Origin of the sequence: Nocardiopsis quinghaiensis, assembly GCF_008638365.1 — a bacterium.
Lineage (GTDB): Bacteria > Actinomycetota > Actinomycetes > Streptosporangiales > Streptosporangiaceae > Nocardiopsis > Nocardiopsis quinghaiensis.
On record NZ_VWVU01000005.1, the window covers coordinates 134,698 to 157,401 of the forward strand.

Genomic DNA, 22,704 nt, shown 5'->3' on the forward strand with positions numbered 1-22,704 from the left:
TCCGCACCAACAGTATGCTCAGGAAGTTTCTTCCTATTCAGCTAAAAGGGGCGGGCCGACGCGGACCGCCCGTGGCCCGCCGGACGGGAAACCGTGCCTCAGTGCTCTCCGATGTCGAGTGCGCGGCGTACCGCGGCCTCGGCGCCCCGGGTCCAGGGCTCCCCGTGGCCGGGCAGCACCGTGGTGGCGCCGGTCTCGGCCACCGCGTTCAGGGAGGCCAGGGCCTGGTGGGTGTCCTTGGTGGCCGCGGAGGCCACGATCTGCGGTTCCGCCCGGCCGGTGTAGGGATCGAGGGTGACCAGGGCGTCACCGCTGATGACGGTGTCGCGGTCGGGCAGGTGAAGGATGCAGTGCCCGTCGGTGTGCCCGGGGGTGTGCACGGCGACGGGGCGGCCGGGCACCGGCAGGGCGGTCCTGGTCGTCAGCGGCTCGGCGTCGCCCACCCCCTTGACGTTCAGGGCCCCGGCCGCGGCCATCCGTCCCAGCAGCGGCAGGGACCGGGGATGGGTGAACGGGTAGAGGAAGCGGTTGCGCTGGGGCGTGTACCGGTAGGGGTGGGCCGCCAGGTGGGCGTCCTGCGGGTGGACCAGCACGGGCACGTTCCACTCCCGCTGCGCGCGCACGGCGAAACCCACGTGGTCGAAGTGGCCGTGGGTCAGTACCAGCGCCCTGACCTCGTCCGGGCGCCGCCCCCGGCCCTCCAGGGCCCGCAGGACCATGGGCCACATGCTCGGCAGGCCCGCGTCCACGAGGGTCACTCCGTCCTCGTCCTCGACGAGGTAGCAGTTGACATGGGCGTGGGAGACGAAGTGGACGCCGTCGGCGACTTCCGGAGTGATCACGAGGCCTTCCCGAGCCGTTGTGGAAACGAGGGATGCCGCCCATCGTGGAAAATCCGCGGAGGCCGGTCAAGCATGACGGACCCGCCACGCCGAACCCATGGGCGGACTTGACCCGGCCGTGCACCGGACGGCCCGTGGTGCCCGCCCGGCGGTCCGCCCGAGCCGGTGGGACGTGCCGGATACTGGTGTCCATGGCGATCATCTACAGGGCCACCCTCACACCGGACAAACCGACCCTCATCAGTTCCTGGCTGGACGGCCGGCCGTGGGCGGGGCGGGGGAGTGACGAGATCCTCGGCGCGTACAGGTTCGACGACCCGGACGGGGAGGTCGGGGTGGAGGTGTTCCTGCTCCGACGCGGGGACCGTCTGCTCCACGTGCCGCTGACCTACCGGGCCGCGCCCCTGCCCGGCCACGGGGACCACCTCGTCGGCACCATGGAGCACTCCGTCCTGGGAACACGCTGGGCCTACGACGGCACCGAGGACGAGGCGGCCCTCGCGTGCTTCCGGCGGGCCCTGACCGGTGAGCAGGAGCAGGCGGAGCTGGAGGTCTGGGAGGACGGACGCCTCCTGGAGCGCAGGCCGCAGCAGGTCCTGATCACCAGGGAGTCCGGACCCGGCGGCGACGGCACCGGGCCGGCTCGGGACGGGCGGGTGCTGATCCCGCACGTCCTGGACGGTGAGCCCGGGGGAAGGTCGCGGCTTCTCGCCCGGTGGGGCGATGAGCAGGCGGTGGTCGCGGCGCTGAGCTGACCGCATCGACCTGGTAGGGCAGGTACACGGGCCGCGGGGGAGCCACCGGTCGCGGTGTGGAACCGGGGGTGACCGCGGTGACGCGGCCACCCGGTGAACGCCTCCCCATCACACGGCCCGCCGGTGTCGGCCGTCGGTCCCCGTGCGGGGTGCGGGACGCGGCGGTCAGGGCTCGTCGACTGCTCGCTCGGCCAACCCGCGGGCCACCAGCTGGTCGACGACGAACGTCAGGTCGGGGCATTGCAGAACAGCCGCTGAGCCACGTCCTCGGGGGACGGATGCGCGACCGGGGCGCCGGGTTTCGTCGCCCGACGGGGCGTCGACGACCTCGAACGCGGTCGCACGAACTCCTACCCCAGCCGCGCGGTCATGGGAGCCACCACCAGGATCCCGCGGCTGCTGCCGCGCAGCGCCGTGGCGCGTCTCACGGGTCGGCTCAACCGTTACCCGGGCTTCCACCAGGCGGCGTGAGCGCGGTGGAGCGGAGTCCGGAGCCGGTCCGCTCCACCGGTCCTCGCCTATGGGGACCCCGGTCCTCTCCAGGTCCCTCCCACCGCTACACGAGTGTCGGCGGTGTGTGGTTACCTCCTTCCATGGGTGTTGAGATCGAGCGGTTCCTGCGGCTGGTGAGAGCGCTGCCGGAGTGTGAGCACAAGGAGTCGGAGCGGTACACGACGTTCCGTGTGCGTGGCAGGCCCTTCGGGTACCTGTGGCCGGACACCGCCACCGTGGGGCTGAAGCAGCCCTTGTGGGAACAGGCCGCGCTTGTGGCCGAGCGGCCCGAGGTGTTCGAGGTGCAGTTCACCGCGGGCGGGTTCGGCTGGGTGGTCGTGCACCTCAACGGGATCGGCCTGGACGAGCTCAGCGAGCTCACCCTGGAGGCCTGGCGCCTGACGGCCCCCGAGGACCTGCTGGCCGCCCCGCCGACCCCGGTGTCCCTGGTCCGGGCCTGAGCCGGATTTCGAACAGCCCCTCCACCCGGTCACGTGCGGTCCCGGGCCCCGGACTCCCGCGTGCCGTGGACCTCGCCCGGCAGGGAGATCAGTCCCGGATCAGGTGGCCGTCGAATCCGGAGGCGACGAGCGACTCGTAGGCGGCGACGACCCGCCGGGGCACGTCCTGCTCGATGGCGAATCCGCGCGCGGGGTACTCCATCACCCGCTGGAGGTCGCCGACGAGCATGTCGACGACGAGTTCTGCGTCGCCGATGCCTGTGGCGTAGTCGTCGAGTCCCAGCGGTTGCGAGGCGCACGTCACCTCGACCTCGGGCCACAGCTTCCGGGCGGTGGCGAAGGAGCGCCGCTCCATGTAGGGCTTGGAGACCAGCAGCACGGTGGCGGGGGTAATGCCGGCGTCGGCCAGGACCTGGCGGGAGAGGGTGACGTTCTGGCCGGTGTTCGAGGCCTCCGACTCCAGCAGGATCGCGGAGTCGGGGACACCGAGTTCCAGGGCGCGCTCGCGAAAGTGCACCGCCTCTCCACGCGGGAACACCGGCGCGGTCGGGGGACTGTTGCCGCCGGTGAACACCAGGGTCGGAAAGAGACCGGCGTGGTACAGCTCGGCGGAGCGGTCCGCGACGCCGAGGTCGTGGCTGCCGAGGCCGATCGCCACGTCACACGGCCGTAGCCGGTGGCGCATCCGGTGGAAGTCCCAGAGCAGTTCGGCCTGCCGCCACTGCTCCCGGGTGATGGTGTGCCGGTCGTCCGCCATGTGTTCCCTCCCTGGACGCCGGGCCGGGCGTCCCCGTGGTCCTGGTGCTGTCGGTACCCACGGCGGAGCCGTCGCCCGGCCACCGTTCACCGCCTTCGATGATCGCCCACGATCAGGGTCGAACCCACCGGGACGGAGAGGTCGCCGCCTCGCGAGTTCGGTCCGACCGCTTCGGAGAACCAGGTCCTGGTCCGAAGATCGCAGGCCGCGGATTGATATGCAAGTCTGTACTTGCCTATAATGTGGGTGTGGCCGACGAGATATTCAAAGCCCTGGCCGACCCCACCCGCCGGAAGATCCTCGACGGACTCGCCGAGCGGCCGGAGCAGACCCTGTTCGAGATCTGCTCGCGGCTGAGCATGAAGCACCAGCTCGGCATGTCGCGCCAGGCGGTCTCCCAGCACCTCGCCGTGCTGGAGGCCGCCGGGCTGGTCGAGACCCGGCGGGAGGGGCGCTACAAGTTCCACACCCTGAACACGGCACCGCTGAAGCACATCGCCGAGCGGTGGATCAGGCCCGACGACCAGGAGAGCACACCATGAGGATTCATCTGACCAGCGTCTTCGTCGACGACCAGGACAAGGCCCTGCGCTTCTACACGGACGTGCTGGGCTTCGTGAAGAAGACCGAGATCCCCCTGGGCGAGGACCGGTGGCTGACCGTGGTCTCGCCGGAGGAGCCCGAGGGGACCGAACTGCTGCTGGAGCCCTCCGGCCATCCCGCGGTGAAGCCGTACAAGGAGGCGCTGGTCAACGACGGGATCCCGGCCACCTCCTTCGCCGTGGACGACGTGCGCGCGGAGTTCGACCAGCTGCGCGAGCGCGGGGTGCGCTTCACCCAGGAGCCGCTGGAGACGGGCCCGGTCACCACCGCGGTACTGGACGACACCTGCGGCAACCTGATCCAGATCGCGCAGTCGGCGTAGGACGATGCCGGGGACGCGGGTGGAGCGGACCGGCTCCGCTCCACCGTGCGTTCCGGGGAAGGCCGCCCTCGCCCGGCCCCCGCCGACCGACGACGTGTCCGCCGCTATCCGACCGCCTGCGGTCTCGTGGCGGCCGAGGCCGCCACAGCCGTGGCCAGCGGGTCGGAGGCCGGGCGCCCGAGGATGTCGGCCAGGTCGGGTCCGGTGCCGTCCAGGAAGCCGTGCCGGATGCCCGTCGCGATCGAGACGAGCATGGGCGGCTGGAACGGCAGCATTCCCGGCGTCTCGTCGAGGAGCCTGCGCCGGTACTCACCCAGGCCGATGGTGCGGTGCGAGGCTCCGAGCCGGTCGGCCACGTGCGCCGCCGTGATCGGCGTGCCGGTCAGGTCGTAGGTGCGTCCGCCGTGTTGCGCCGGATCCGCCGCGATGACCGCCGCGGCCTCGGCGAGGTCCGCACGGGTGACCGCGGCCAGGGCGCCGTCGCCGAACGCGGACTCCATCCCGTCGTCGGTCCACATCAGCAGACCGCCGAAGAGCTCGGCGTAGAGGCCGTTGCGCAGGATCGTCCACGGCAGCCCGCAGGCGCGCACGAACCGTTCGGTCGCGCGGTGCGCCAGTGCGAAACCGAGATGGTCGCCGGCGCCGATCAGGCTCGTGTAGACCACATGCCGGACGCCGTCCCGGACGGCGGCGTCCAGGACGGCCGCTTGCCGCCCGATGACCTGGTCGTCCTCGGCGTAGCCGGTGGAGACCAGCACCAGGGTCGAGACGCCGGCGAGGTCGATGGCGGAGCGGTCGTCGAAGTCGAGCCGGCGCATCCCGTCCTTCGGGGTGCGGCTGCCGCCCGTCGCGGCCGCGCCGCGGGCCCGCAGCTCCGCGAGCGTGGCCGAGCCGAGGTTCCCGCTCGCTCCGGTCACCAGGATCATGTCAGTCATAGTCTTCCTTCGTGGTTCTCTTTGGTAACTACGTCTGATCCTGATCCGCTCGTGTACCGGCCACAAGGAGGCAGTTTGATGTCACCCACGCACACCGGGGTAACCGCCGCACCCGCCGACCTCGATCCCTGCGGGCGTGAGGAGCACCCGGACTGCGCGATCCGCGACGTCTTGGACCGCATCGGGGACAAGTGGTCGGTGCTCGTGGTCGTCGAACTCGCCGGCGGGCCGCGCCGCTTCCGGGAGTTGCAACGCGCGATCGACGGCATCTCCCAGCGCATGCTCACCCTCACCGTGCGCAGGCTGGAACGCGACGGACTCGTCCTGCGCACCGTGTACCCGACCGTCCCGGCCCAGGTCGACTACCGCCTGACCGAGACCGGGGCCAGCCTGACCCACCTGGTCAGGGCACTCGCCGACTGGTCCCTCACCCACCGCTCCGCCATCGCCGAGGCGCGGCACCGGTACGACCGGACCCATCCCGACCACGGCATCCGGTAACGGGGGAACCGGGTTCACGTTCCGGGGGCCTCGGCACGGCTATGCGTCGCCTCCATCGATCCTCCGCGCGTCTCGTACGTCCTCGAACAGCGAGAGGTCCAGCTCGCCCGGTCCGTGCAGCACGCTGATGTCACCGGTCGTCTCCAGCACGACCGCGCGCACCGAGTCCAGGTTCCTGACGTTGGCGCTGCGCAGTTTCGACTTGACGTCGTCCTCGGTGATCCGGGAGCTCCTCATGTTGTCCCTGAGCATCGTGCCTTCGGACATGAGCAGCAGGGGCGTGTTGTCGACCGCCTGCTTGAACGGGGAGAAGCGGCGCAGCAGGGCGATGGCGACCTGCAGCAGGTAGAGCACGGCCAGGGCCGTCATGCCTTCGAGCAGCGACACCTGCGCCACCGCGACCGTCGCCACGAGTGATCCGACGGCGACGGTCATGGCGAAGTCGAAGCTCGACATCTTGGAGAAGCTGCGCAGCCCCGCGATGCGCGTGTAGGTGATGACGGTGGCGAAGATGCCGACCGTGGAGACGAGGATCAGCAGCAGCCTGTCGAACGGGACCCCGAAGAGACTTTCCAGCATGTCGGGCCCACTACCCGGCCCGGGCCAGGGGAACCACTCGCACCGTCCGCGCCGCCGGGGCCCCGACACCGTTCACGGCGCCCCGGCCCTTGAACGGCTCGGATCACGTTCAGCGGATTGTTCGTCGATTATCAGATCGCGCGGCCACACGCCCGTCGGCCGGAATCGGTGACACCACCAGTGTCCCTTCGAATGGGTTCATGAAGTACCAGCTGAAATACGGTCCGTGGGACCCGGGCCCATTCGGACCTCTCGCACCCCGTTGACACAAACGATTCCAGGACCCACTCTCGTCAATAGGACACACTGAGTACACAGTAGTGGACTGGGCGTATTCCACGCGGCCCACCGGCCGTGGAACGGAACTCCGCGAAAGGCCGACACAGACGTCGACCGCTCACCCGCTTTTCATTCGCGTCCACCGCGGTACCGCCTGCCCGGGTTCTTCCACGCGAAAGAACATTCGGCAGCGCAAGCGGGCCCTTTCCCCTTGCCTGGAAATCCGTCCGTGCCGCGGGACACCGGAGAGCTGATCCCGCGTGTGACCGGAGCCGGGCCGCCGTTCCCTCCGGCGCCTCTGCGATCGCGGAACGGGCCGCCCGTCGCCGGTACGGCCCCCGATCCGCGCCGACCCGTATTCGACATGTCAAGGAGACCACCATGTACCTGCGAGGACTCGCACTCTTCTCAGCCGCAGCGGCACTTGCGGCGGGGGTCGCACTGACCCCCCAAGGCCCCGAGCCCGCCAACGCCGCGCCCGTCGCCGCCGAGCAGGCCGAGGCCCGGTCCGCCGCCGGGGCCGCGACCGTGCGGTACGGCCCCTTCACCATTCCCGCGGCGACCTCGGAGGACCACGGCCATGAGGGCGGCTTCCTCCTGAACGTGGAAAAGCCGTGCGAGGACTGCCACATCACCGGGTTCGAACCCGATCTGGTCTATGCGGACGGGTCGAACGCCAACATCGACACCGGGCCCATGCTGCACCACGCGGTGCTGTTCAATTCCCGGGAGCGCGACACCGTGTGCAGCGGCCCACAGCGGGTGTTCGCCACCGGAAACGAGCGTGTGGAAAGCGTCCTTCCGTCCGGATACGGGGCCGGGATCGATTCCGGTGACCGGTGGATGCTGAACTACGACCTGATGAACCACGGCCACGAGGAGAAGACGGTCTACGTCGAGTTCACCTTCACCCACGAGCCCGTGGCCGGCTCCGACATCACACCGGTCACCCCGCTCTGGCTGGACGTGGGCGGCTGCTCGGGTAGCGAGTACGAGGCGCCCGAGGGCGTCAGCGAGGAGTCGCGGCTGTGGCGGTCGACGGTCTCCGGTGACCTGGTGCACGTGCGCGGCCACCTCCACCACGGCGGCACCGCCCTGTGGCTGGAGAACCTCAGCAGGAGGTCGACGCTGTGCCACATCGATGCCGAGGAGGGCGGTAGCCCCGAGTTCGTCGACCACCACGGTCACACCGAGATCTCGGACATGCCGCCCTGCGGCGGTGACCCGATCGCCACGATCCGCCGGGGCGACTACCTGAGGATCACGAGCCGGTACGAACTCACCGGGCACTCGCACGACGGCGTGATGGGGATCATGGTCGGCTGGATCACCGAGCGGTGACCCACCCCGTCCACCACCGGGGCGGATTCGAGATCCGCCCCGGTCCCGCCCCGTCCGCCGATCCCGCGAGGTGATCCCATGACTTCCGACCGACTCCGCGGACCGGTGCTGTCCCTCTTCCGCATGGTCACCGGTTTCCTCTTCCTCCTGCACGGTGCCGCTTCCCTGTTCGGTGTGCTCGGCGGCAACCGCGGTACCGGACTCGCCGTCGAGCTCGGCGTCTGGCCCTCCTGGTGGGCCGCACTCATCCAACTGGTCTGCGGCACCCTGGTCCTGGCGGGGCTGGCCACCCGGGGCAGCGCCGTGCTCGCCTCGGGCTCGATGGCCTACGCCTACTTCGTGGTCCACCAGCCCCGGGGACTGCTGCCGCCCGACAACGGCGGCGAACTCGCGGCCCTGTACTGCTGGGCCTTCCTGCTCATCGCCGCGCTGGGCCCGGGCACCTGGGCCCTGGACACCCTTCTCGGCCGTCTGCGCGGCGGCGGCGCCCACGGCTCCGGGACCTCCCCCGAGCACAGCACTGCGTGAGCCGCGCCCGTCGCCGGGTCTCTCCCGCGTCCGTGGGAGGGACCCGGCCTCCTGCGGCCATCGCGCGTGCGGGCGTCGCCGAACCGGACGGAACAGCCGTCGGTGGCGAGGCGCGGCGACGGCAGCCGGGGGCGGCCCGCACGAGACCGCGGATGAGGCGGGTCCGCTCGCAGGGACGGGACACCGCCGCCGGGTGAAAAATCCCCGAACGCGCACCGGCAGGTCCCCAAAGAACCGATACTGGAGGGGATGAGTTCCGCCGCAGAAGCCGGGCCCGTCCCCGGAGCGTCCGGCCCCTCCCACGCCCCGGAGGGCCACGACACCCCCTACACGGTCTTCGCCCACCTCACCGCGCCCAACAACGACCTCTACCGTGCGGTGATGGGGGTCTTCGTCCGGGCCAAGGAGCAGTTCCGGGTGCACCTGCGCCCCGAGGAGGTCCACACCGGGCTGCCCGAGGCGGTGCGCCCCTCCTCCGCCGAACCGGTCGCTCAGGCACTCGAAAGGCTCTACGCCTGGGGCAACCTGCGCCAGGACCCCGACACCGAGCGGGTCACGGCCGTGGAGGACTTCTACCGGCGCCGCCACATCTACCAGCTCACCCGCGAGGGGGAGGCCGCCGAGAGGGCCCTGGCCGCCTACGACGATGCCCTGGGGCGGACGGGGTCCCTGCAGACCGTCGCCCTGGCCGACATCGCCACCCAGCTGCGCGCCCTGCTGGAGCTCGCGGGACAGGAGGGGCCCGACGAGGCCGTCGTCCACCTGACGCTGCTCGGCCTCGTGGAGCGCTTCACCGAACTGGCCGACAACGCACGCGCCTTCATGGGGTCCCTGCAGCGCACCATCGACCTGCACGACGCCGACGTCGAGGCTTTCCTGGCCTACAAGGACCGCCTCATCTCCTATCTGGAGCGGTTCATCGGCGACCTCATCACCCGGGGCGGCGAGATCGCCGCCCTGCTCACCGAACTCGACGGACCCGGGCCCGGGCCGGCCGGGGACCTGCTGCGCACGGCCGCCGCACGCGAGGCGGCCGACGCCGCCCCCGGAACCGGCGACCACGGCGGCGCGGCCGCCGGCGGTGAGGCCTTCGAGGAGGCACTGGAGCGCTGGCGGCGCCGCTGGGAGGGCCTGCGCTCCTGGTTCCTGTCCGCGCCCGGCTCCCCGGCCCAGGCCCAGCGCCTGCGTGTCAGCGCCCGGGGCGCCGTCCCCCAGCTCCTGCGGGTGGTCTCCGTCATCAACGAGCGCCGCACCGGGCGCTCCGACCGCTCCGCGGACTTTCGGACCCTGGCCCGCTGGTTCGCAGAGGCCCCCGACGACGACGCCCGCCACCAGCTGTGGCGTACGGCCTTCGCCCTGCACTCCTCACGCCACTTGACCGTCGACCCGGCCACGGCGGACCGGCGCGAACGCGAACCCGTCGCCCCCACCACACCCTGGGCCGAGGCCGAGCCGATCACCATCAGCCCGCGCCTGCGCCGCACCGGCAGCTACGAACGGCGCGGCCGCTCCCGCAAGGTCATCGACCGCAGCTCCGAACGCCGCTATCTGGCCGAGCTCGCCCACAAGCAGGCCCGGGAGATCGCCGACGCGCGCGCCCGGCTGGCCACCGGGGGCCGGGTGCGCCTGTCGGACCTGGATGAACTCGACCCGGTCGCCTTCGGACTGTTCCTCCAGCTGCTGGGCGACGCCCTGTCCCGCTGGGGCCCCGAGACCACCCGCGCCAGCGCCACCAGCAACGACGGCACCATGGAGATCCACCTGAGCGCCCTGTCCGACGGCCGTACCGCCGCCGTGCGCACCTCCGACGGCACCTTCCACGGCCCCGACCACCTGGTACGCATCGTCGACCTGACCGAGGGGAGTGCCTGAGGGTGGGTACGCCCGAGAACCTGCACCGCGCGGCGCGCGCCCTGCTCCGTCGGCCGCTCCTGCGCGCCTCCGCCCACCCCCGGGAGTTCCGGCTGGTGCGGGAACACGCCCTCGAACTGCGCCGGTGGTTCGACCGCAACACCGGATGGCGGCTGCACGTGGACGCCGAGACGGCCCGGCTGCGCAAGGTCCCCGGGGACTTCGAGGACCCCACCCACCCCGCCCGGGAGGCGGGACGGGGCCGCCTCGCCTTCGACCGGCGCCGCTACGTCCTGCTCTGCCTGTCCCTGGCCGTCCTGGAACGGGCCGAGGCCCAGACCGCCCTGGGCCGCCTGGCCGAGCAGATCGTCCTGGAGGCCTCCGCCCCCGAGTTCGCCGACCTGGCCTTCACCCTGGCCACCCGCGACCAGCGCATGGACCTGGTGGCCGTGGTGCGGCACCTGGTCGACCTGGGCGTGCTCTCCCGTGTGGCCGGGGACGAGGGGGCCTTCGTCGGTGACCGGGGCGACGCCCTCTACGACGTGGACCGGCGCGTACTGAGCGGCATGCTGGCCGGTGCGCGCGGCGCCTCCACCATCGACCGCACCGAGCACCGCGACCGGCTCCACGCACTGACCGAGGACGGGGTCGCCCACCAGCTGGACAGCGACGACCTGCGCAACACCGCCGTCCGCCACCGGCTCACCCGGCGCCTGCTCGACGACCCCGTCCTGTACTTCGACACCCTCACCGAGGAGGAGCACGCCTACCTCCTCAGCCAGCGCGGCGCCATCGCCCGCAGGATCAACGAGCTCACCGGCCTGGTCGCCGAAGTCCGCGCCGAGGGCATCGCCATGGTCGACCCCGACGACGACCTCACCGACCTGCGCATGCCCGAACAGGGCACCCCCGGCCACGCCACCCTGCTGCTGGCCGAGCACCTGGCCGCCGCCGGGCGTCCGCTCACCCTGGAGGAGCTCCACGCCCGGGTGCGCGAACTGGCCGACGAGCACTCCTCCCACTGGTCCAAGTCGGCCCGCGCCCCCGGCAACGAGCCCGCGCTGGTGGCCACCGCCGTGCAGCGCCTGCGCGCGCTGGGCCTGGTCGGGACCGTCCTGGCCGGGGGCCGCCCCGCCGTCGCGCCCCGCCCCGCCCTGGCCCGCTACGTCGTCGCCCCACCCCGCCTCAGCACACCCGAGGGAGAGAGCCCGTGACCCTGCCCGAACCCGCACGGGAGCGCTGGCAGCCCCTGCGCCTGGGCGTCGTCGACCTGTTCTACTACGAGGACGAGCAGTTCCACTTCCGCGACGGGCGGCTGCTGCTGCGCGGCAACAACGGGACCGGCAAGTCCAAGGTCCTCGCCCTGACCCTGCCGTTCCTGCTGGACGGAGAGCTGTCGGCCCACCGGGTCGAACCCGACGGCGACCCCAAGAAGCGCATGGAGTGGAACCTGCTGCTGGGCGGGGAGCACCCCCACGACGAGCGGCTCGGCTATGCCTGGGTCGAGTTCGGCCGCCGTGCCGCCGACGGCACCGCCGAGTACCGCACCCTGGGCTGCGGTCTCAAAGCGGTCTCCGGGCGCGGCATCGCCCGCCGCTGGTACTTCTCCACCACCCAGCGCGTCGGTGGCACCGGGCCCGGCGGGCTCGGCCTGCTCGACGCCACGCGCACCGCCCTGTCGCGGGACCGGCTCGTCGAGGCCGTCGAGGGCCACGGCATGGTCTACGACCAGGCGGGCGACTACCGCAGGGCCGTCGACGAGGCTCTCTTCGGACTGGGGGAGGAGCGCTACGGCTCCCTGATGGACCTGCTCGTCCAGCTGCGCCAGCCGCAGCTGTCCAAGCGCCCCAGCGAGGCCGCACTGTCCAGGGCGCTCACCGAGGCCCTGCCCCCGGTGGACCAGGCCGTCATCGCCGACGTCGCCGAGGCCTACCGGGAACTGGAGGACGACGAGGACGAACTGCGGGCGATGGCCGACGCCGAGCGCGCCTCCTCCGCCTTCCTGGACCACTACCGGCACTACGCGCGGGTGGCCGCCCGGCGCGCCGCCCGCCCGCCCCGCCGGGAGCACTCCCGGTACGAGAGGCTCACCTCCGAACGCACCGCCGCGCTCGCCGCCCGCGAGCAGGCCCAGGTCGACCTGGACCGGATCGAGGCCCGGTCCGGGGAACTGGCCTCCAGCACGGCCCGGCTGCGCGGCCAGGACCAGTCCCTGCGCCGCAGCCCCGAGATGGACAGCGCACGCGAGCTGGACCGGGCGCGCGAGGAGGCCGTGCGGAGCGCCCGCCGGTCCGAGCAGGCCTCCGTGGACGCCGCGCGCGCCCGCGGCGACGCCGCCCGTGCCCGGCAGCGGTCCGACCAGGCGGACCGGGACGCCGAACGGGCGGGCCTGGACCTGGAGCGGACCCGGGAGCAGGCGCTCCGGTCGGCTCGGGAAGCGGGCCTGGCCGAACAGCACCGCGACGCGGTCGACCGCGCCCTTCCCGAACACGCCGGCCCCGCCCGCCGCGACGCCGAGGACCTGGTCCGGCGCCGGATCCGGGCCCTGGACCACACCGCCGCACTGCTGCGCGCCGTGGACGAGGCCCAGGGCCACCACCTGCGGGCCCGCACCCGCCTGGAGGACGCCGAGACCGAACTCGCCGACCTGGGCCGGAACCGTGCTGAGGCCGAACACGACCTGGACGCGGCCGCCCGCGACCACGTCGCCTCCGTACGCGACCACCTCGGCTCCTGCGCCGAGCTGCGCACCGACGACCTGCCGGGCCTGCTCGACCAGGTCACGGACTGGGCCCCCACCCTGGACGGCCCCGACCCCGCACGACAGGGAGCCCAGAGGCACGCCCAGCGGGTCGAGACCGCGCTGGCCGCACGCGAGGCCGAACTCGGCGTGGAACGCGGGGACCTGCACCGCCAGAGCGGGGACCTGGAGGAGGAGCGCGCACAGCTCCAGGCCGGACGCCCCGCGCCCCCGCCGGTTCCGCACACCCGCACCGCCCCGCGCGGGCGGGGCCGCCCCGGCGCGCCCCTGTGGAAGCTCGTCGACTTCGCCGAAGACCTCACCGGCACCGAACGCGCCCTCCTCGAAGCGGCCCTGGAGGCCTCCGGGCTCCTGGACGCCTGGGTGGGACCCGACGGCTCCCTCGCCGCCGCCGGGGGAGATGACACCCTGGCCGTCGCGGACGGCCCCGTGCCGGGCCCCCATCTGGGACAGCTCCTGCAGCCGGCCATCGACCCCGACGATCCCGACGCCCGCGCGGTCACCCCTTCCCAGGTGGGGGCGCTCCTGGCCGCCATCGGCACCGACGAGCGCGAGGACGTGCCCACCTGGGTCACCGTCCGGGGCCGCTTCCGGACAGGGGCCCTGCGCGGCAGCTGGACCAAGGACGGGGCCCGCCACCTGGGGGAGGGCGCCCGGGAGCAGGCCCGCCGCGACCGCCTCGGCCAGATCACCCGCGCACTCGACGCCCTCGCCCAGCGCCTGGCCTCCGCCGACGACGAACTGGAGGGCCTGGCCGGACGCCGCCGTACGCTGCGGACCGAACTCGACGCCCTGCCCGACGACACCGCCCTGCGCGCCGCCCACGCACGGGTCGCCAACACCGTCCGGGCCGCCCTCGCTCTCACCCGGCGCAGGGACGAGCGAGCCGGCGAACTGGACCGCGCCCGCGCCCGGCTCGACGGGGCACGGGACGAGCTCGTCGACACCGCTGCCGAGCTCGGCACGCCGCACACCGGTCCGGAGCTGTCCGGTCAGCGCGAAGCCCTGTCCTCCTACCGGGTGGCCCTGGCGGAGTTGTGGCCCGCGGCCCGGACCCGCCTCGACACCTCCCACGCGCGCCAGAACGAGCGGGAGGAGTCCGAACGCGCCGCGCACCTGGCCGCCGACCTGGGCGAGCGGGCCGAGGACCTGCGGCTGGAGGCCGAGGAGGCGGCCGAGCGCCGCGACACCCTCGGCCGGACCGTGGGCACGGCGGTGGCCGAGCTCAACCGCATGCTCGCCCAGGTCGCCGGAGAGCTCCGTGAGTGCGATGACCAGGCGCGCCTGCTGGAGGCAGAGCGCACCGAAGCCCTGGACCGCCGGGGCCGGGCCGCCGGACAGGTCGAAAGGCTCGACACCGACATCGCCGAAGGCGTGCACGCCCGCAACGAGGCGGTCGAGGCCCTGCGGGCCTTCGCCGCCACCGGGGTGCTCGGCATCGCCCTGCCAGACCTGGAGGTGCCCGACCCGGCCCGGGAGTGGGCGCCCGACCCGGCTGTGCGACTGGCACGCGCCGTCGACCGCGCCCTGGAGGAGACCGAGGACTCCGACCAGACCTGGGACCGGCTCCAGAAGAACCTGTCCGTGCAGTTCAAGAACCTTCAGGACGCCCTGTCCCAGCACGGGCACGGCGCCGCGTCCTGGCCTCAGGCGGGCGTCGTCCTGGTCCGTGTCACCTTCCAGGGGCGTGAGCGGTCCGTGCCCGAGATCGCCGCCGCGCTGGGGGAGGAAGTGGACGCCCGCCGCGCGCTGCTCTCGGCCCGCGAGCGCGAGGTACTGGAGAACCACCTGCTCACCGAGGTCGCCGGAACCCTGCAGCACCTCATCACCACCGCAGAGCTCCAGGTGGAGCGGATGAACGCCGAACTGGAGGGGCGCCCCACCAGCACCGGTATGCGGCTGCGCCTGCTGTGGCGGCTGCGCAGGGACGCTCCCGAAGGTGTGGTCGGCGCCCGCGGACGGCTGCTGCGCCAGACCGCCGACGCCTGGTCGGCGGACGACCGCGGGGCCGTCGGCGACTTCCTGCAACGCCTCATCGAGCGGGAACGCGACGCCGACCCCAGCGCCCCGTGGTTCGACCGCCTCAGCCGGGCCCTGGACTACCGTTCCTGGCACCGGTTCGCCGTGCAGCGCCACCAGCACGGCCAGTGGAACAGCGCGACCGGCCCGGCCTCGGGCGGCGAGCGCGTGCTGTCGGCGTCGATCCCGCTGTTCTCGGCGGCCTCCTCCTACTACGCCACCGCCACCAACCCGCACAGTCCCCGCCTGATCATGCTGGACGAGGCCTTCGCCGGTGTCGACGACGACTCCCGCGCCAAGTGCCTGGGGCTGCTGCACGCCTTCGACCTGGACGTGGTGATGACCAGCGAACGCGAGTGGGGCTGCTACCCGCAGGTGCCGGGCCTGGCCATCGCCCAGCTGTCCCGGATGGACGGGGTTCCCGCGGTGCTGGTCACCCGCTGGGAGTGGAACGGCCGGGAACGCCTCCTGGCGCCCGAGCCGGACGGGACCGGAGCAGCGGACCCGTGGGAGGCGCTCCCCGGCGGCCGGGCCGAGGGGGAGGCCTCCCAGGAGGGCCTGTGGAAGTGACCGGGCCCGACATGCCCCGGCTGCGCCGCCTGCTGGACACCCCGGCCACGGCCTGGCTCCTGGAGCGGTCGCGCCGCCGCCTGCGCGAGGGCAGGCCGCTGACCGGAACCGTCACCCGCGGCGGCGCGACGGAGGAGGAGCGCGCCGCCCTCTCCGCGCTGTTGGGCCGCCGCCCGGGCCGCGGGACCACCGTGAGCGTGCGCCTGGAACAGCTCGACGTCCTCCTGCGCGACAGCGGCGCCTGCCCCGACGGGCTGGCCGCCGCGGTGGAACTGCTCACCGGGCCCGTGGCACCGCGCGAGGAGGAGCGCGAGCGCGAAGAACGAGCCTGGGCCCGGGTGTTCGCTCCCCTGGAACGGGTGTGCGCACCCGTGCCCGCCCTGGAGGCCTGGTGCGCCGGGGTACGCCGGGACGGGCGCGTCCGCAGGATGGTCGCCGGGCCCGAGCAGGCGGGCCCCCTGGTGGACGCCGTCGCCCGGGTCGTGGACGCGCTGCCCGCCGACGGCGTGGCCCTGTCCCACCTGGCCGCCCGGGTCCTGGGCGACGCCCACGCCCTGGACGACGACCGGTCGGTGGCCACCCTGGTCCTGGGGGCCGCCCGCCTGCTGGGCGGCGAGGCCGCGGGTGAGGGGGCGGCCTGGCGGCGGCGCGTGTGGGCGTCGGTGGGGGTGTTCAGGGACGAGCTGTCTTCCACCGTGCTGGTGCTCAACCTCCCCGGGACGGCGATGAGCGCCACGGGCCGGGCCCTGGCCGCCCTGGCCGGGGCGGGGGAGCCCGCGGTCCTGACCCTGCGCCAGCTGGTCCGCGATCCCCGGCACACCCTGTGGTCGGACCGGTCGGTCTCGGTGTGTGAGAACCCGGTCGTGGCCGCCGGGGCCGCCGACCGCTGGGGAGCGGGATGCGCACCGCTGGTCTGCCTCCAGGGGGGACCGAGCGCGGCCGCCCTGACCCTGCTGCGCCAGGCGGTGGACGGGGGAGCCCGGCTGCGGGTGCACACCGACTTCGACTGGGGCGGAGTCCGTATCGCCAACGCGCTGACCCGGCAGGTTCCCTGGGAGCCGTGGCGGCTCACCGCCGCCGACTACCGCTCATCCCTGGGGGAGCGGGCGCGGCCGCTGACCGGTGCCGCCGCCCCGACCGACTGGGACCCGTCCCTGGCGGAGGCGATGGCCGCGCACGGCGTACGGGTCGAGGAGGAGACGGTTCTGGACGGCCTGCTGGCCGACCTCGGACCGGTGTGAGGGGGAGTGCTCCCCGTCACCGAGGGCGGTGGGCCCTCGGGTTCCCGACGAGGCGCCCGGTGACCCCGCCGCCGCGACGCGGACGTGAGAGGTCCGCGTTCTGCCGGTGAAGCCCCGTGGGACCCCCTCGGGACCGGGAGCCTCACGTGCCGTGGAAGACCGCGAGGTCGATCGCGGGTGCGTTCGTGTACACGACACCCCGCTCGGGTGGGACGGGTTCGCCCGACGCGGCGTCGGTGCAGTGGGCGTCGAACATCTGCGCCTCGTCGAGGGGCACCAGGCCCCGGTCGGCGACCCTCCAGCCGCGGACCGGCTTGAGGGGGATGTCGGCCCCGTGGGAAAGGGTGTGGGAAACCTGGCCGGTGAAGCTGCGCAGCACCACCGCCGCAGCGCCGCCTCCGGTACCCTCTCCAGTCCGGAACCGGGACAGCGGTGGGGAGGCACATCGATGGAAGAAGCGGTCGGTCTCCTCGTCCTGGCCTTCGGGCTCATCGTCGCCGCGGGAGCGGTGCACCACGTCAGGAACTCCGCCGCGGGAGGCGCCCTGGAGAGGAACGTCCTCATCGGGCTGAGGACGCGAGCCACCCTGGCGTCGGACCGCGCCTGGAGGGAGGGGCACCTGGCAGCGGTTCCCTGGCTCACGGCCACCGTGCGCGTCGGATACGTCGCCGGAGTGGTCGCGGTCGTGTCCGTCCTCGCGTCCATGGCGGTCGAGGCTCTCCTCCCCGTCGTCTGGATCGTCGCGGTCGCGGGGTACACCGCCTCGACGGCATGTCTGGTCACCGGAACGGTGAAGGCCCACAGGGCGGCCGAGGCGTTCGGCCCGTCGCCGCGGTAGTCCCCGCCCGCCTCTCGAACCGGAGCCGTCCGTCAGGGACCGGTGACCGGGCCCCGGGGCGGAAGCCTCTTCAGGGGCACTCCGTGTGCAGCGGCACTGCGCGTCCGGACGGCATCCGGCGGACCGGTTCCGGCGGTTGGGTCCCACAAGGGCGACGGCTCCGGAGCGCGGGATCCGGAGCGGGGCACACCCGAGGTGGATACCGACCGGCCGGTTTGCGACACTGGTAGGAACATGTGCCCAGGCTTCCAGGCACCCCCGACACGGCCGGTGCCGGTCGTCTCGGACCGGTCACCCATGACAAGGAGTCACCGATGGCTGTCGACCCCGCGGGATCCGCTCTCGCAGACATGCTGAACGAGGACCCGGGCGGTCCCTTCGTCATGCTCAACCTGTTGCGATTCGCTCCGGACGGCCGCTCCTCGTATGAGGAGTACTCGCGGCGGACCGCTCGCTTCCTGAAGAAGTACGGCGCCGAGCTGCTCTACGCCGGTGACGGCGCGACGCCCCTGGTCGCCGAGGACGGGCAGGACTGGGACGCGGTACTGCTCGTCCGCTACCCCGACCGGGAGACGTTCAGCCGTATGGTCGCCGATCCCGAGTACCAGGAGATCACCCATCTGCGTTCCCAGGCCCTGACCGAGGCCGTGCTCCAGCCGACCGTTCCCTGGGGATCCGGCCGCAACTCCTGAACGGGCCCTTCCGGTCCGAACGCGTTCGACAGCCGTGCGCGGCCGTCAGGGGCGGGCCGTGGAAACCTGCCGTGGACGACCGCGGCGGGGCGCCGCGGTCCGCCCCCTGCCATGCCTTCGCGCAGGATGGTGGGGACCCTGGGTCAGGAGGGGAAGGGGCGGGGTACTACCCTCGTCGGGCCAGTCGAACTCCACCTCGTGGAGCAGGGAACCCGGTGGGAATCCGGGACTGACGCGCAGCGGTGAGGGTAACGGGCGGGCACGCCCCGGGAACGCGCTTCCCGGGACAGCCACTGGAGCATCGCTCCGGGAAGGCGCTCCGCACCGGTCGACCCCGAGTCCGAAGACCTGCTGGCGCTGGCGGTGACGGGCCGCCAGGTCGTCCGCGGCCCCGCGAACGGGCCCTGACCCGAAGGACTCGCATGCCCCCGACGGAACCCCCATCCTCCGCCCTCCGCACCCGGCGCGACCGCTGCCCCGGAGCCCTGCGGCCCTGGCCCGCCGACGACGGGCTGCTGGTCCGGCTCCGGCTCGTCGGCGGTCGCATCCCCGCCCGCTCGCTGCGCGCCCTGGCCGCCGTGGCCGACGATTACGGCGCAGGGCGGATCCACGTCACCGGCCGGGCCAACGTGCAGCTGCGCGCCCTGCCCGGGCGTGACGGGCGGCTGGCCCCCGGAGTGCTCCGGGCCCTGGAGCGGACCGGCCTGCTGCCCTCGCCCACCCACGAGCTGGTCCGCAACGTGATGGTCTCCCCGTGCACGGGCCTGGTGGACGAGGGGGTCGGGGGCCCTCGGCTTGAGGGGGGCGCCGCGGCCGGAGGCCGTCCGTTGAGGGTGAGGGGCGGGAGGGCGGACCTGCGCCCCGTCGCCGCCGCACTGGACGGGCTGCTGTGCGCCGCACAGCACCGCGCCGCCCTTCCCGGGCGCTTCCTGTTCGTCCTGGACGACGGACGCGGCGACCTGCTCGACCGCTCCTGCGACCTGGGCCTCGTCGCCCTCGACGAACACGTCGCCCAGCTGAGGATCGGGGAGGGCTGGGGCCCGCTGACGCCGCTCGGCGAGGCCGCCGACGCGCTCGTACGGCTGGCCGACGAGTTCCTGGAACGGCGCGGCGGCGGTCCCGCCGCGCCGTGGCACGTCGCCGAGCTCACGTCGCCGCTGACCGACCCGGTGCCGCCGGACCCGCGGCTGCCGGACCCCGCTCCGCCGCTGCCGTACGGCCCGCTGCCCGGAGGCGGGCGGCACGTTCCCGTACCCGGCGACGGCCTGGACCGGTCCGCCGCCGAAGCACTCGCCGAGGAGGCGGTCGCCGCCGGACACGGCCAGCTCGTCGTCACCCCGTGGCGCGGCGTTCTCATCCCTGGAGGAACACGGTGACCATTCCGCGCCGGCCCAACCGGCACTACGAGTACGTCGACGACGGGCCCGCCATCTACGCCGACTCCTTCGCCGTCATCCGGCGCGAGGCCCGGCTCGGCCACCTGCCCGCCAACGCGGAACGGCTCGCCGTACGGATGATCCACGGCACCGGCCAGGTCGACCTCGCCGACGACCTGCTCGTCCACCCCGACCTGGTCCCCGCGGCGCGCGCGGCCCTCCGGGCCGGTGCTCCGATCCTGTGCGACGCCACCATGGTGGCCGCCGGCGTGACCAGGAACCGCCTGCCGAGCGGCAACGAGGTGCTCTGCCTCCTCGGCGACGAGCGGGTCCCCGGCCTCGCGCGGGAGTGGGGCACCACCCGCACCGCGGCCGCGGTGTCCCTGTGGGAGCCGTTGCTCGGCGGCGCCGTGGTCGCGATCGGCAACGCGCCCACCGCCCTCTTCCACCTGCTGGAGATGCTGGCCGACGGCGCCCCGCGCCCGGCCGCGGTCGTCGGTTGCCCGGTCGGCTTCGTCGGCGCCGCCGAGTCCAAGCAGGCGCTGGCGGAGTTCGCCGGCCGACACGGCGTCGACGTCCCCTACGTGACCACCCATGGCCGCCGCGGAGGGTCAGCGATGACCTCCTCGGCCCTCAACGCACTCGCCAAGGAGGAGGAGTGACCGGTCGTTTCCACGGTGTCGGCGTCGGACCCGGTGATCCCGAGCTGGTCACCCTCAAGGCGGCCAGGCTCATCGCCGGAGCCGACGTCGTCGCCTACCATGCCGGAGCCGGCAAGCAGTCCAACGCCCGCCGCATCGCCGAAGCCCTGATCCCGGACTCGGCGGTCGAGGAACAGCTCACCTATCCGGTGACCACCGGGACGACCGACCATCCGGGCGGCTACGCGGGTGCGCTGGCCGACTTCTACGAGGAGTCCGCCGCGCGGCTGGCCGCCCACCTCGACGCCGGCCTCGACGTCGTCCTGCTCTCCGAGGGCGACCCCCTGTTCTACGGGTCGTACATGTACATGCACGACCGGCTGTCCGAGCGGTACGAGACCGAGATCGTGCCCGGGGTCCCGGCGTTCACCGCCGCCGCGGCGGCCCCGCTGGCCCGGCAGACCGACGTGCTCACCGTGCTGCCCGGCACCCTGCCCGAACCGGAGCTGGCCCGCCGTCTGGCGGACACCGACGCGGCCGTGATCATGAAGCTGGGCCGGACCTTCCCGGCCGTCCGCCGCGCCCTGGAGGCGGCCGGGCGGCTGGAGCACGCGGTGTACGTGGAACGCGCCTCGATGGACGGGGAGCGGCGGCTGCCGGTCGCGGAGGTCGACCCGGAGACGGTGCCCTACTTCTCCCTGGTGCTGGTCACCGGCGACAGCCGCAACGGCAAGCGGTCCCGGCGGACCGGCACGGCGGCGCCGACGGCACCGAAGCCCGTCGAACCGGCGGCCGAACTGCTGGTCGTCGGCCTGGGCCCCGGTCCCGGGCACTGGCTCACCCCCGAGGCCTCCGCGGCGCTCGCCGAGGTGGACCACGTGGTGGGCTACGCCTCCTACGTCGACCGGGTCCCGCAGCGCCCCGGACTCACCCGGCACGCCTCCGGCAACACCGTCGAGCTCCAGCGCGCCCGGTTCGCCCTCGACCTGGCCAGGAACGGCGAACGCGTCGCCGTGGTCTCCGGCGGGGACGCCGGCGTCTTCGGCATGGCCACCGCCGTGTTCGAGGCGGCCGAGGACCCCGACTACCAGGACGTGCCCGTCCGGGTGCTGCCGGGGGTCAGCGCCGTTCAGGCGGTCGCGGCCCGGGCGGGCGCTCCGGTCGGCGGCGACTTCGCGGTGATGAGCCTCTCGGACCGCCTCAAACCGTGGGAGGTGGTCGAGCGGCGGCTGCGCGCCGTCGCCGGGGCCGACCTGGCGCTGGCCGTCTACAACCCGGCCTCCCGGTCCCGGACCGAACAGATCGTCACCGCCCGCCGGATCCTGCTGGAGCACCGCGAGCCCGACACCGTGGTCGTCGTCGGCCGGGACATCGGCCGGGACGGCGAGTCCCTGACGGTGACCACCCTCGGGGAACTCGACCCGGCCACCATCGACATGCGCTGCCTGCTGATCGTCGGCGCGTCCGGCACCCGGGTCTCCGGGACGGGCCGTGTCTGGACCCCGAGGTGGGTGAGACCGTGACCGTGCACTTCGTGGGGGCGGGGCCCGGCGCCGCCGACCTGCTGACGGTCCGCGCCACGCGGATGCTCGCCGAGGCCGACGTGGTGCTGTACCCCGGCACGTACCTGGACCCGGAGGTCCTCACCCACTGCGCGCCCGGCGCCGAACTGGTGGACACCCAGGGCCTGGACCTCGACCGCATCACCGAGCACCTGGTCGCCGCGCACGCCGAGGGCCGGGACGTCGTCCGGCTCACCTCCGGCGATCCGTCGCTCTACTCGGCGCTCGCCGAGCAGACCCGCCGGCTCGACGCCCGCGGCGTCCCGTGGGACGTCACGCCGGGGGTGCCCGCGTACGCGGCCGCCTCGGCGCTGGCGGGGCGGGAGCTGACCGTTCCGCTGGTGGCCCAGTCGGTGGTGCTGACCCGGACCCAGGCACGCTCGACCGCCATGCCGGACACGGAGTCGCTGGCGGCGTTCGCGGCGACCCGGGCCACGCTGGTGCTGCACCTGGCCATCAGGCGGGTGCGGGAGCTGATGGCGCAGCTCGGGCCCGAGTACGGCGGCGACTGCCCGGTCGTCGTCGTCCACCGGGCCAGCCAGCCGGGTGAGGCGGTGCTGCGCGGCACGGTCTCCACCATCGCCGACGCGGTGGAGGAGGCCGGGTTCCGGCAGGCGGCGGTGATCCTCGTGGGGCGGGCGCTCGACCCCGGCACGGGTGGTGAGTCCCATCTCTACGATCCGGCCCGCCCCCGGGCCGGCGACTAGGTTCAGCTTCGCTTTGGCGAGGAACCCCGGGGGCTTCAGCCCCGGGAGGAA

Annotated in this window: 22 protein-coding genes and 1 riboswitch; of the genes, 17 read left to right on the forward strand and 5 right to left on the reverse strand. The window is 73.4% G+C overall.

The window, feature by feature from the left end; genetic code table 11:
- Window positions 1–98 precede the first annotated feature (98 nt).
- Entirely contained in the window at window positions 99–842 is a 744-nt protein-coding gene (locus FYX01_RS13005) for an MBL fold metallo-hydrolase (protein WP_150240974.1), read from the reverse strand.
- Between the two features lie 191 nt (window positions 843–1,033).
- Here FYX01_RS13005 and FYX01_RS13010 point away from each other — a divergent pair, with 191 nt between their 5' ends.
- Together FYX01_RS13010 and FYX01_RS13015 are read left to right on the forward strand one after the other, a co-directional pair.
- Window positions 1,034–1,597 carry a maltokinase N-terminal cap-like domain-containing protein gene (locus FYX01_RS13010; RefSeq protein ID WP_150240976.1) on the forward strand — a complete coding sequence of 188 codons (564 nt, stop codon included), beginning with the start codon at window positions 1,034–1,036 and terminating at the stop codon, window positions 1,595–1,597.
- A 593-nt stretch (window positions 1,598–2,190) separates the two neighbouring features.
- The gene (locus FYX01_RS13015) at window positions 2,191–2,550 is read left to right on the forward strand and encodes an MmcQ/YjbR family DNA-binding protein (protein WP_150240978.1); all 360 of its coding nucleotides are present in this window, start codon (window positions 2,191–2,193) and stop codon (window positions 2,548–2,550) included.
- A gap of 88 nt (window positions 2,551–2,638) precedes the next feature.
- Here the strand turns inward: FYX01_RS13015 and FYX01_RS13020 are convergent, their stop codons facing one another.
- The gene (locus FYX01_RS13020) at window positions 2,639–3,307 is read right to left on the reverse strand and encodes a YdcF family protein (protein WP_150240980.1); all 669 of its coding nucleotides are present in this window, start codon (window positions 3,305–3,307) and stop codon (window positions 2,639–2,641) included.
- A gap of 248 nt (window positions 3,308–3,555) precedes the next feature.
- Between FYX01_RS13020 and FYX01_RS13025 the strand changes: the two genes are divergently transcribed.
- Window positions 3,556–3,849: an ArsR/SmtB family transcription factor gene (locus FYX01_RS13025; RefSeq protein ID WP_190394305.1), complete on the forward strand. Its 294-nt coding sequence runs from the start codon at window positions 3,556–3,558 to the stop codon at window positions 3,847–3,849.
- A complete protein-coding gene (locus FYX01_RS13030; protein ID WP_150240984.1) occupies window positions 3,846–4,232 on the forward strand; it encodes a VOC family protein in 387 nt (128 codons plus the stop codon). The genes FYX01_RS13025 and FYX01_RS13030 overlap by 4 nt, the downstream gene beginning before the upstream one ends.
- 104 nt (window positions 4,233–4,336) lie before the next feature.
- Here FYX01_RS13030 and FYX01_RS13035 read toward each other — a convergent pair whose 3' ends face one another.
- On the reverse strand, window positions 4,337–5,167 hold the full coding sequence (locus tag FYX01_RS13035) for an NAD(P)H-binding protein (protein ID WP_223830432.1): 831 nt from the start codon (window positions 5,165–5,167) through the stop codon (window positions 4,337–4,339).
- A 78-nt stretch (window positions 5,168–5,245) separates the two neighbouring features.
- On the opposite strand from FYX01_RS13035, the gene FYX01_RS13040 reads away from it, so the two are divergent.
- Window positions 5,246–5,668, forward strand: a complete 423-nt coding sequence (locus tag FYX01_RS13040) for a winged helix-turn-helix transcriptional regulator (RefSeq protein ID WP_150240986.1) — start codon at window positions 5,246–5,248, stop codon at window positions 5,666–5,668.
- A gap of 39 nt (window positions 5,669–5,707) precedes the next feature.
- Here FYX01_RS13040 and FYX01_RS13045 read toward each other — a convergent pair whose 3' ends face one another.
- Complete coding sequence (locus FYX01_RS13045) at window positions 5,708–6,247, reverse strand: DUF421 domain-containing protein (protein WP_150240989.1); 540 nt, start codon at window positions 6,245–6,247, stop codon at window positions 5,708–5,710.
- 660 nt (window positions 6,248–6,907) lie between these two features.
- Between FYX01_RS13045 and FYX01_RS13050 the strand changes: the two genes are divergently transcribed.
- The 6 genes from FYX01_RS13050 (at window position 6,908) to FYX01_RS13075 (ending at window position 16,837) form a co-directional block, all read left to right on the forward strand.
- Window positions 6,908–7,867: a hypothetical protein gene (locus FYX01_RS13050; protein ID WP_150240991.1), complete on the forward strand. Its 960-nt coding sequence runs from the start codon at window positions 6,908–6,910 to the stop codon at window positions 7,865–7,867.
- A 78-nt stretch (window positions 7,868–7,945) separates the two neighbouring features.
- Entirely contained in the window at window positions 7,946–8,395 is a 450-nt protein-coding gene (locus FYX01_RS13055) for a DoxX family protein (RefSeq protein ID WP_150240993.1), read from the forward strand.
- Window positions 8,396–8,644: 249 nt separating this feature from the next.
- Window positions 8,645–10,267, forward strand: coding sequence for a TIGR02677 family protein (locus tag FYX01_RS13060; RefSeq protein ID WP_150240995.1), 1,623 nt, complete (start codon window positions 8,645–8,647; stop codon window positions 10,265–10,267).
- A 2-nt stretch (window positions 10,268–10,269) separates the two neighbouring features.
- Entirely contained in the window at window positions 10,270–11,460 is a 1,191-nt protein-coding gene (locus tag FYX01_RS13065; protein ID WP_223830433.1) for a TIGR02678 family protein, read from the forward strand.
- Window positions 11,457–15,596 carry a TIGR02680 family protein gene (locus FYX01_RS13070; RefSeq protein WP_150240999.1) on the forward strand — a complete coding sequence of 1,380 codons (4,140 nt, stop codon included), beginning with the start codon at window positions 11,457–11,459 and terminating at the stop codon, window positions 15,594–15,596. Before FYX01_RS13065 ends, FYX01_RS13070 begins: the two co-directional genes overlap by 4 nt.
- Window positions 15,587–16,837, forward strand: a complete 1,251-nt coding sequence (locus tag FYX01_RS13075) for a TIGR02679 family protein (protein ID WP_223830434.1) — start codon at window positions 15,587–15,589, stop codon at window positions 16,835–16,837. The genes FYX01_RS13070 and FYX01_RS13075 overlap by 10 nt, the downstream gene beginning before the upstream one ends.
- A gap of 142 nt (window positions 16,838–16,979) precedes the next feature.
- Here FYX01_RS13075 and FYX01_RS13080 read toward each other — a convergent pair whose 3' ends face one another.
- Window positions 16,980–17,219 (reverse strand): hypothetical protein, encoded by a 240-nt coding sequence (locus tag FYX01_RS13080; protein WP_394350462.1) that lies wholly within the window; start codon window positions 17,217–17,219, stop codon window positions 16,980–16,982.
- A gap of 66 nt (window positions 17,220–17,285) precedes the next feature.
- Here FYX01_RS13080 and FYX01_RS13085 point away from each other — a divergent pair, with 66 nt between their 5' ends.
- From FYX01_RS13085 to cobM, 6 genes are all read left to right on the forward strand, one after another.
- On the forward strand, window positions 17,286–17,675 hold the full coding sequence (locus FYX01_RS13085; RefSeq protein WP_150241001.1) for an SdpI family protein: 390 nt from the start codon (window positions 17,286–17,288) through the stop codon (window positions 17,673–17,675).
- 314 nt (window positions 17,676–17,989) lie between these two features.
- Entirely contained in the window at window positions 17,990–18,367 is a 378-nt protein-coding gene (locus FYX01_RS13090) for a DUF1330 domain-containing protein (RefSeq protein WP_150241003.1), read from the forward strand.
- 164 nt (window positions 18,368–18,531) lie between these two features.
- Window positions 18,532–18,737, forward strand: a riboswitch (cobalamin riboswitch).
- A 52-nt stretch (window positions 18,738–18,789) separates the two neighbouring features.
- On the forward strand, window positions 18,790–19,743 hold the full coding sequence (locus FYX01_RS13095; protein WP_150241005.1) for a nitrite reductase: 954 nt from the start codon (window positions 18,790–18,792) through the stop codon (window positions 19,741–19,743).
- A complete protein-coding gene (locus tag FYX01_RS13100; protein WP_150241007.1) occupies window positions 19,740–20,405 on the forward strand; it encodes a precorrin-8X methylmutase in 666 nt (221 codons plus the stop codon). The genes FYX01_RS13095 and FYX01_RS13100 overlap by 4 nt, the downstream gene beginning before the upstream one ends.
- A complete protein-coding gene (locus tag FYX01_RS13105) occupies window positions 20,402–21,907 on the forward strand; it encodes a precorrin-2 C(20)-methyltransferase (protein ID WP_150241009.1) in 1,506 nt (501 codons plus the stop codon). The genes FYX01_RS13100 and FYX01_RS13105 overlap by 4 nt, the downstream gene beginning before the upstream one ends.
- Window positions 21,892–22,653 carry a precorrin-4 C(11)-methyltransferase gene (gene cobM / locus FYX01_RS13110; protein WP_150241011.1) on the forward strand — a complete coding sequence of 254 codons (762 nt, stop codon included), beginning with the start codon at window positions 21,892–21,894 and terminating at the stop codon, window positions 22,651–22,653. The genes FYX01_RS13105 and cobM overlap by 16 nt, the downstream gene beginning before the upstream one ends.
- The last annotated feature ends 51 nt before the right edge of the window (window positions 22,654–22,704 follow it).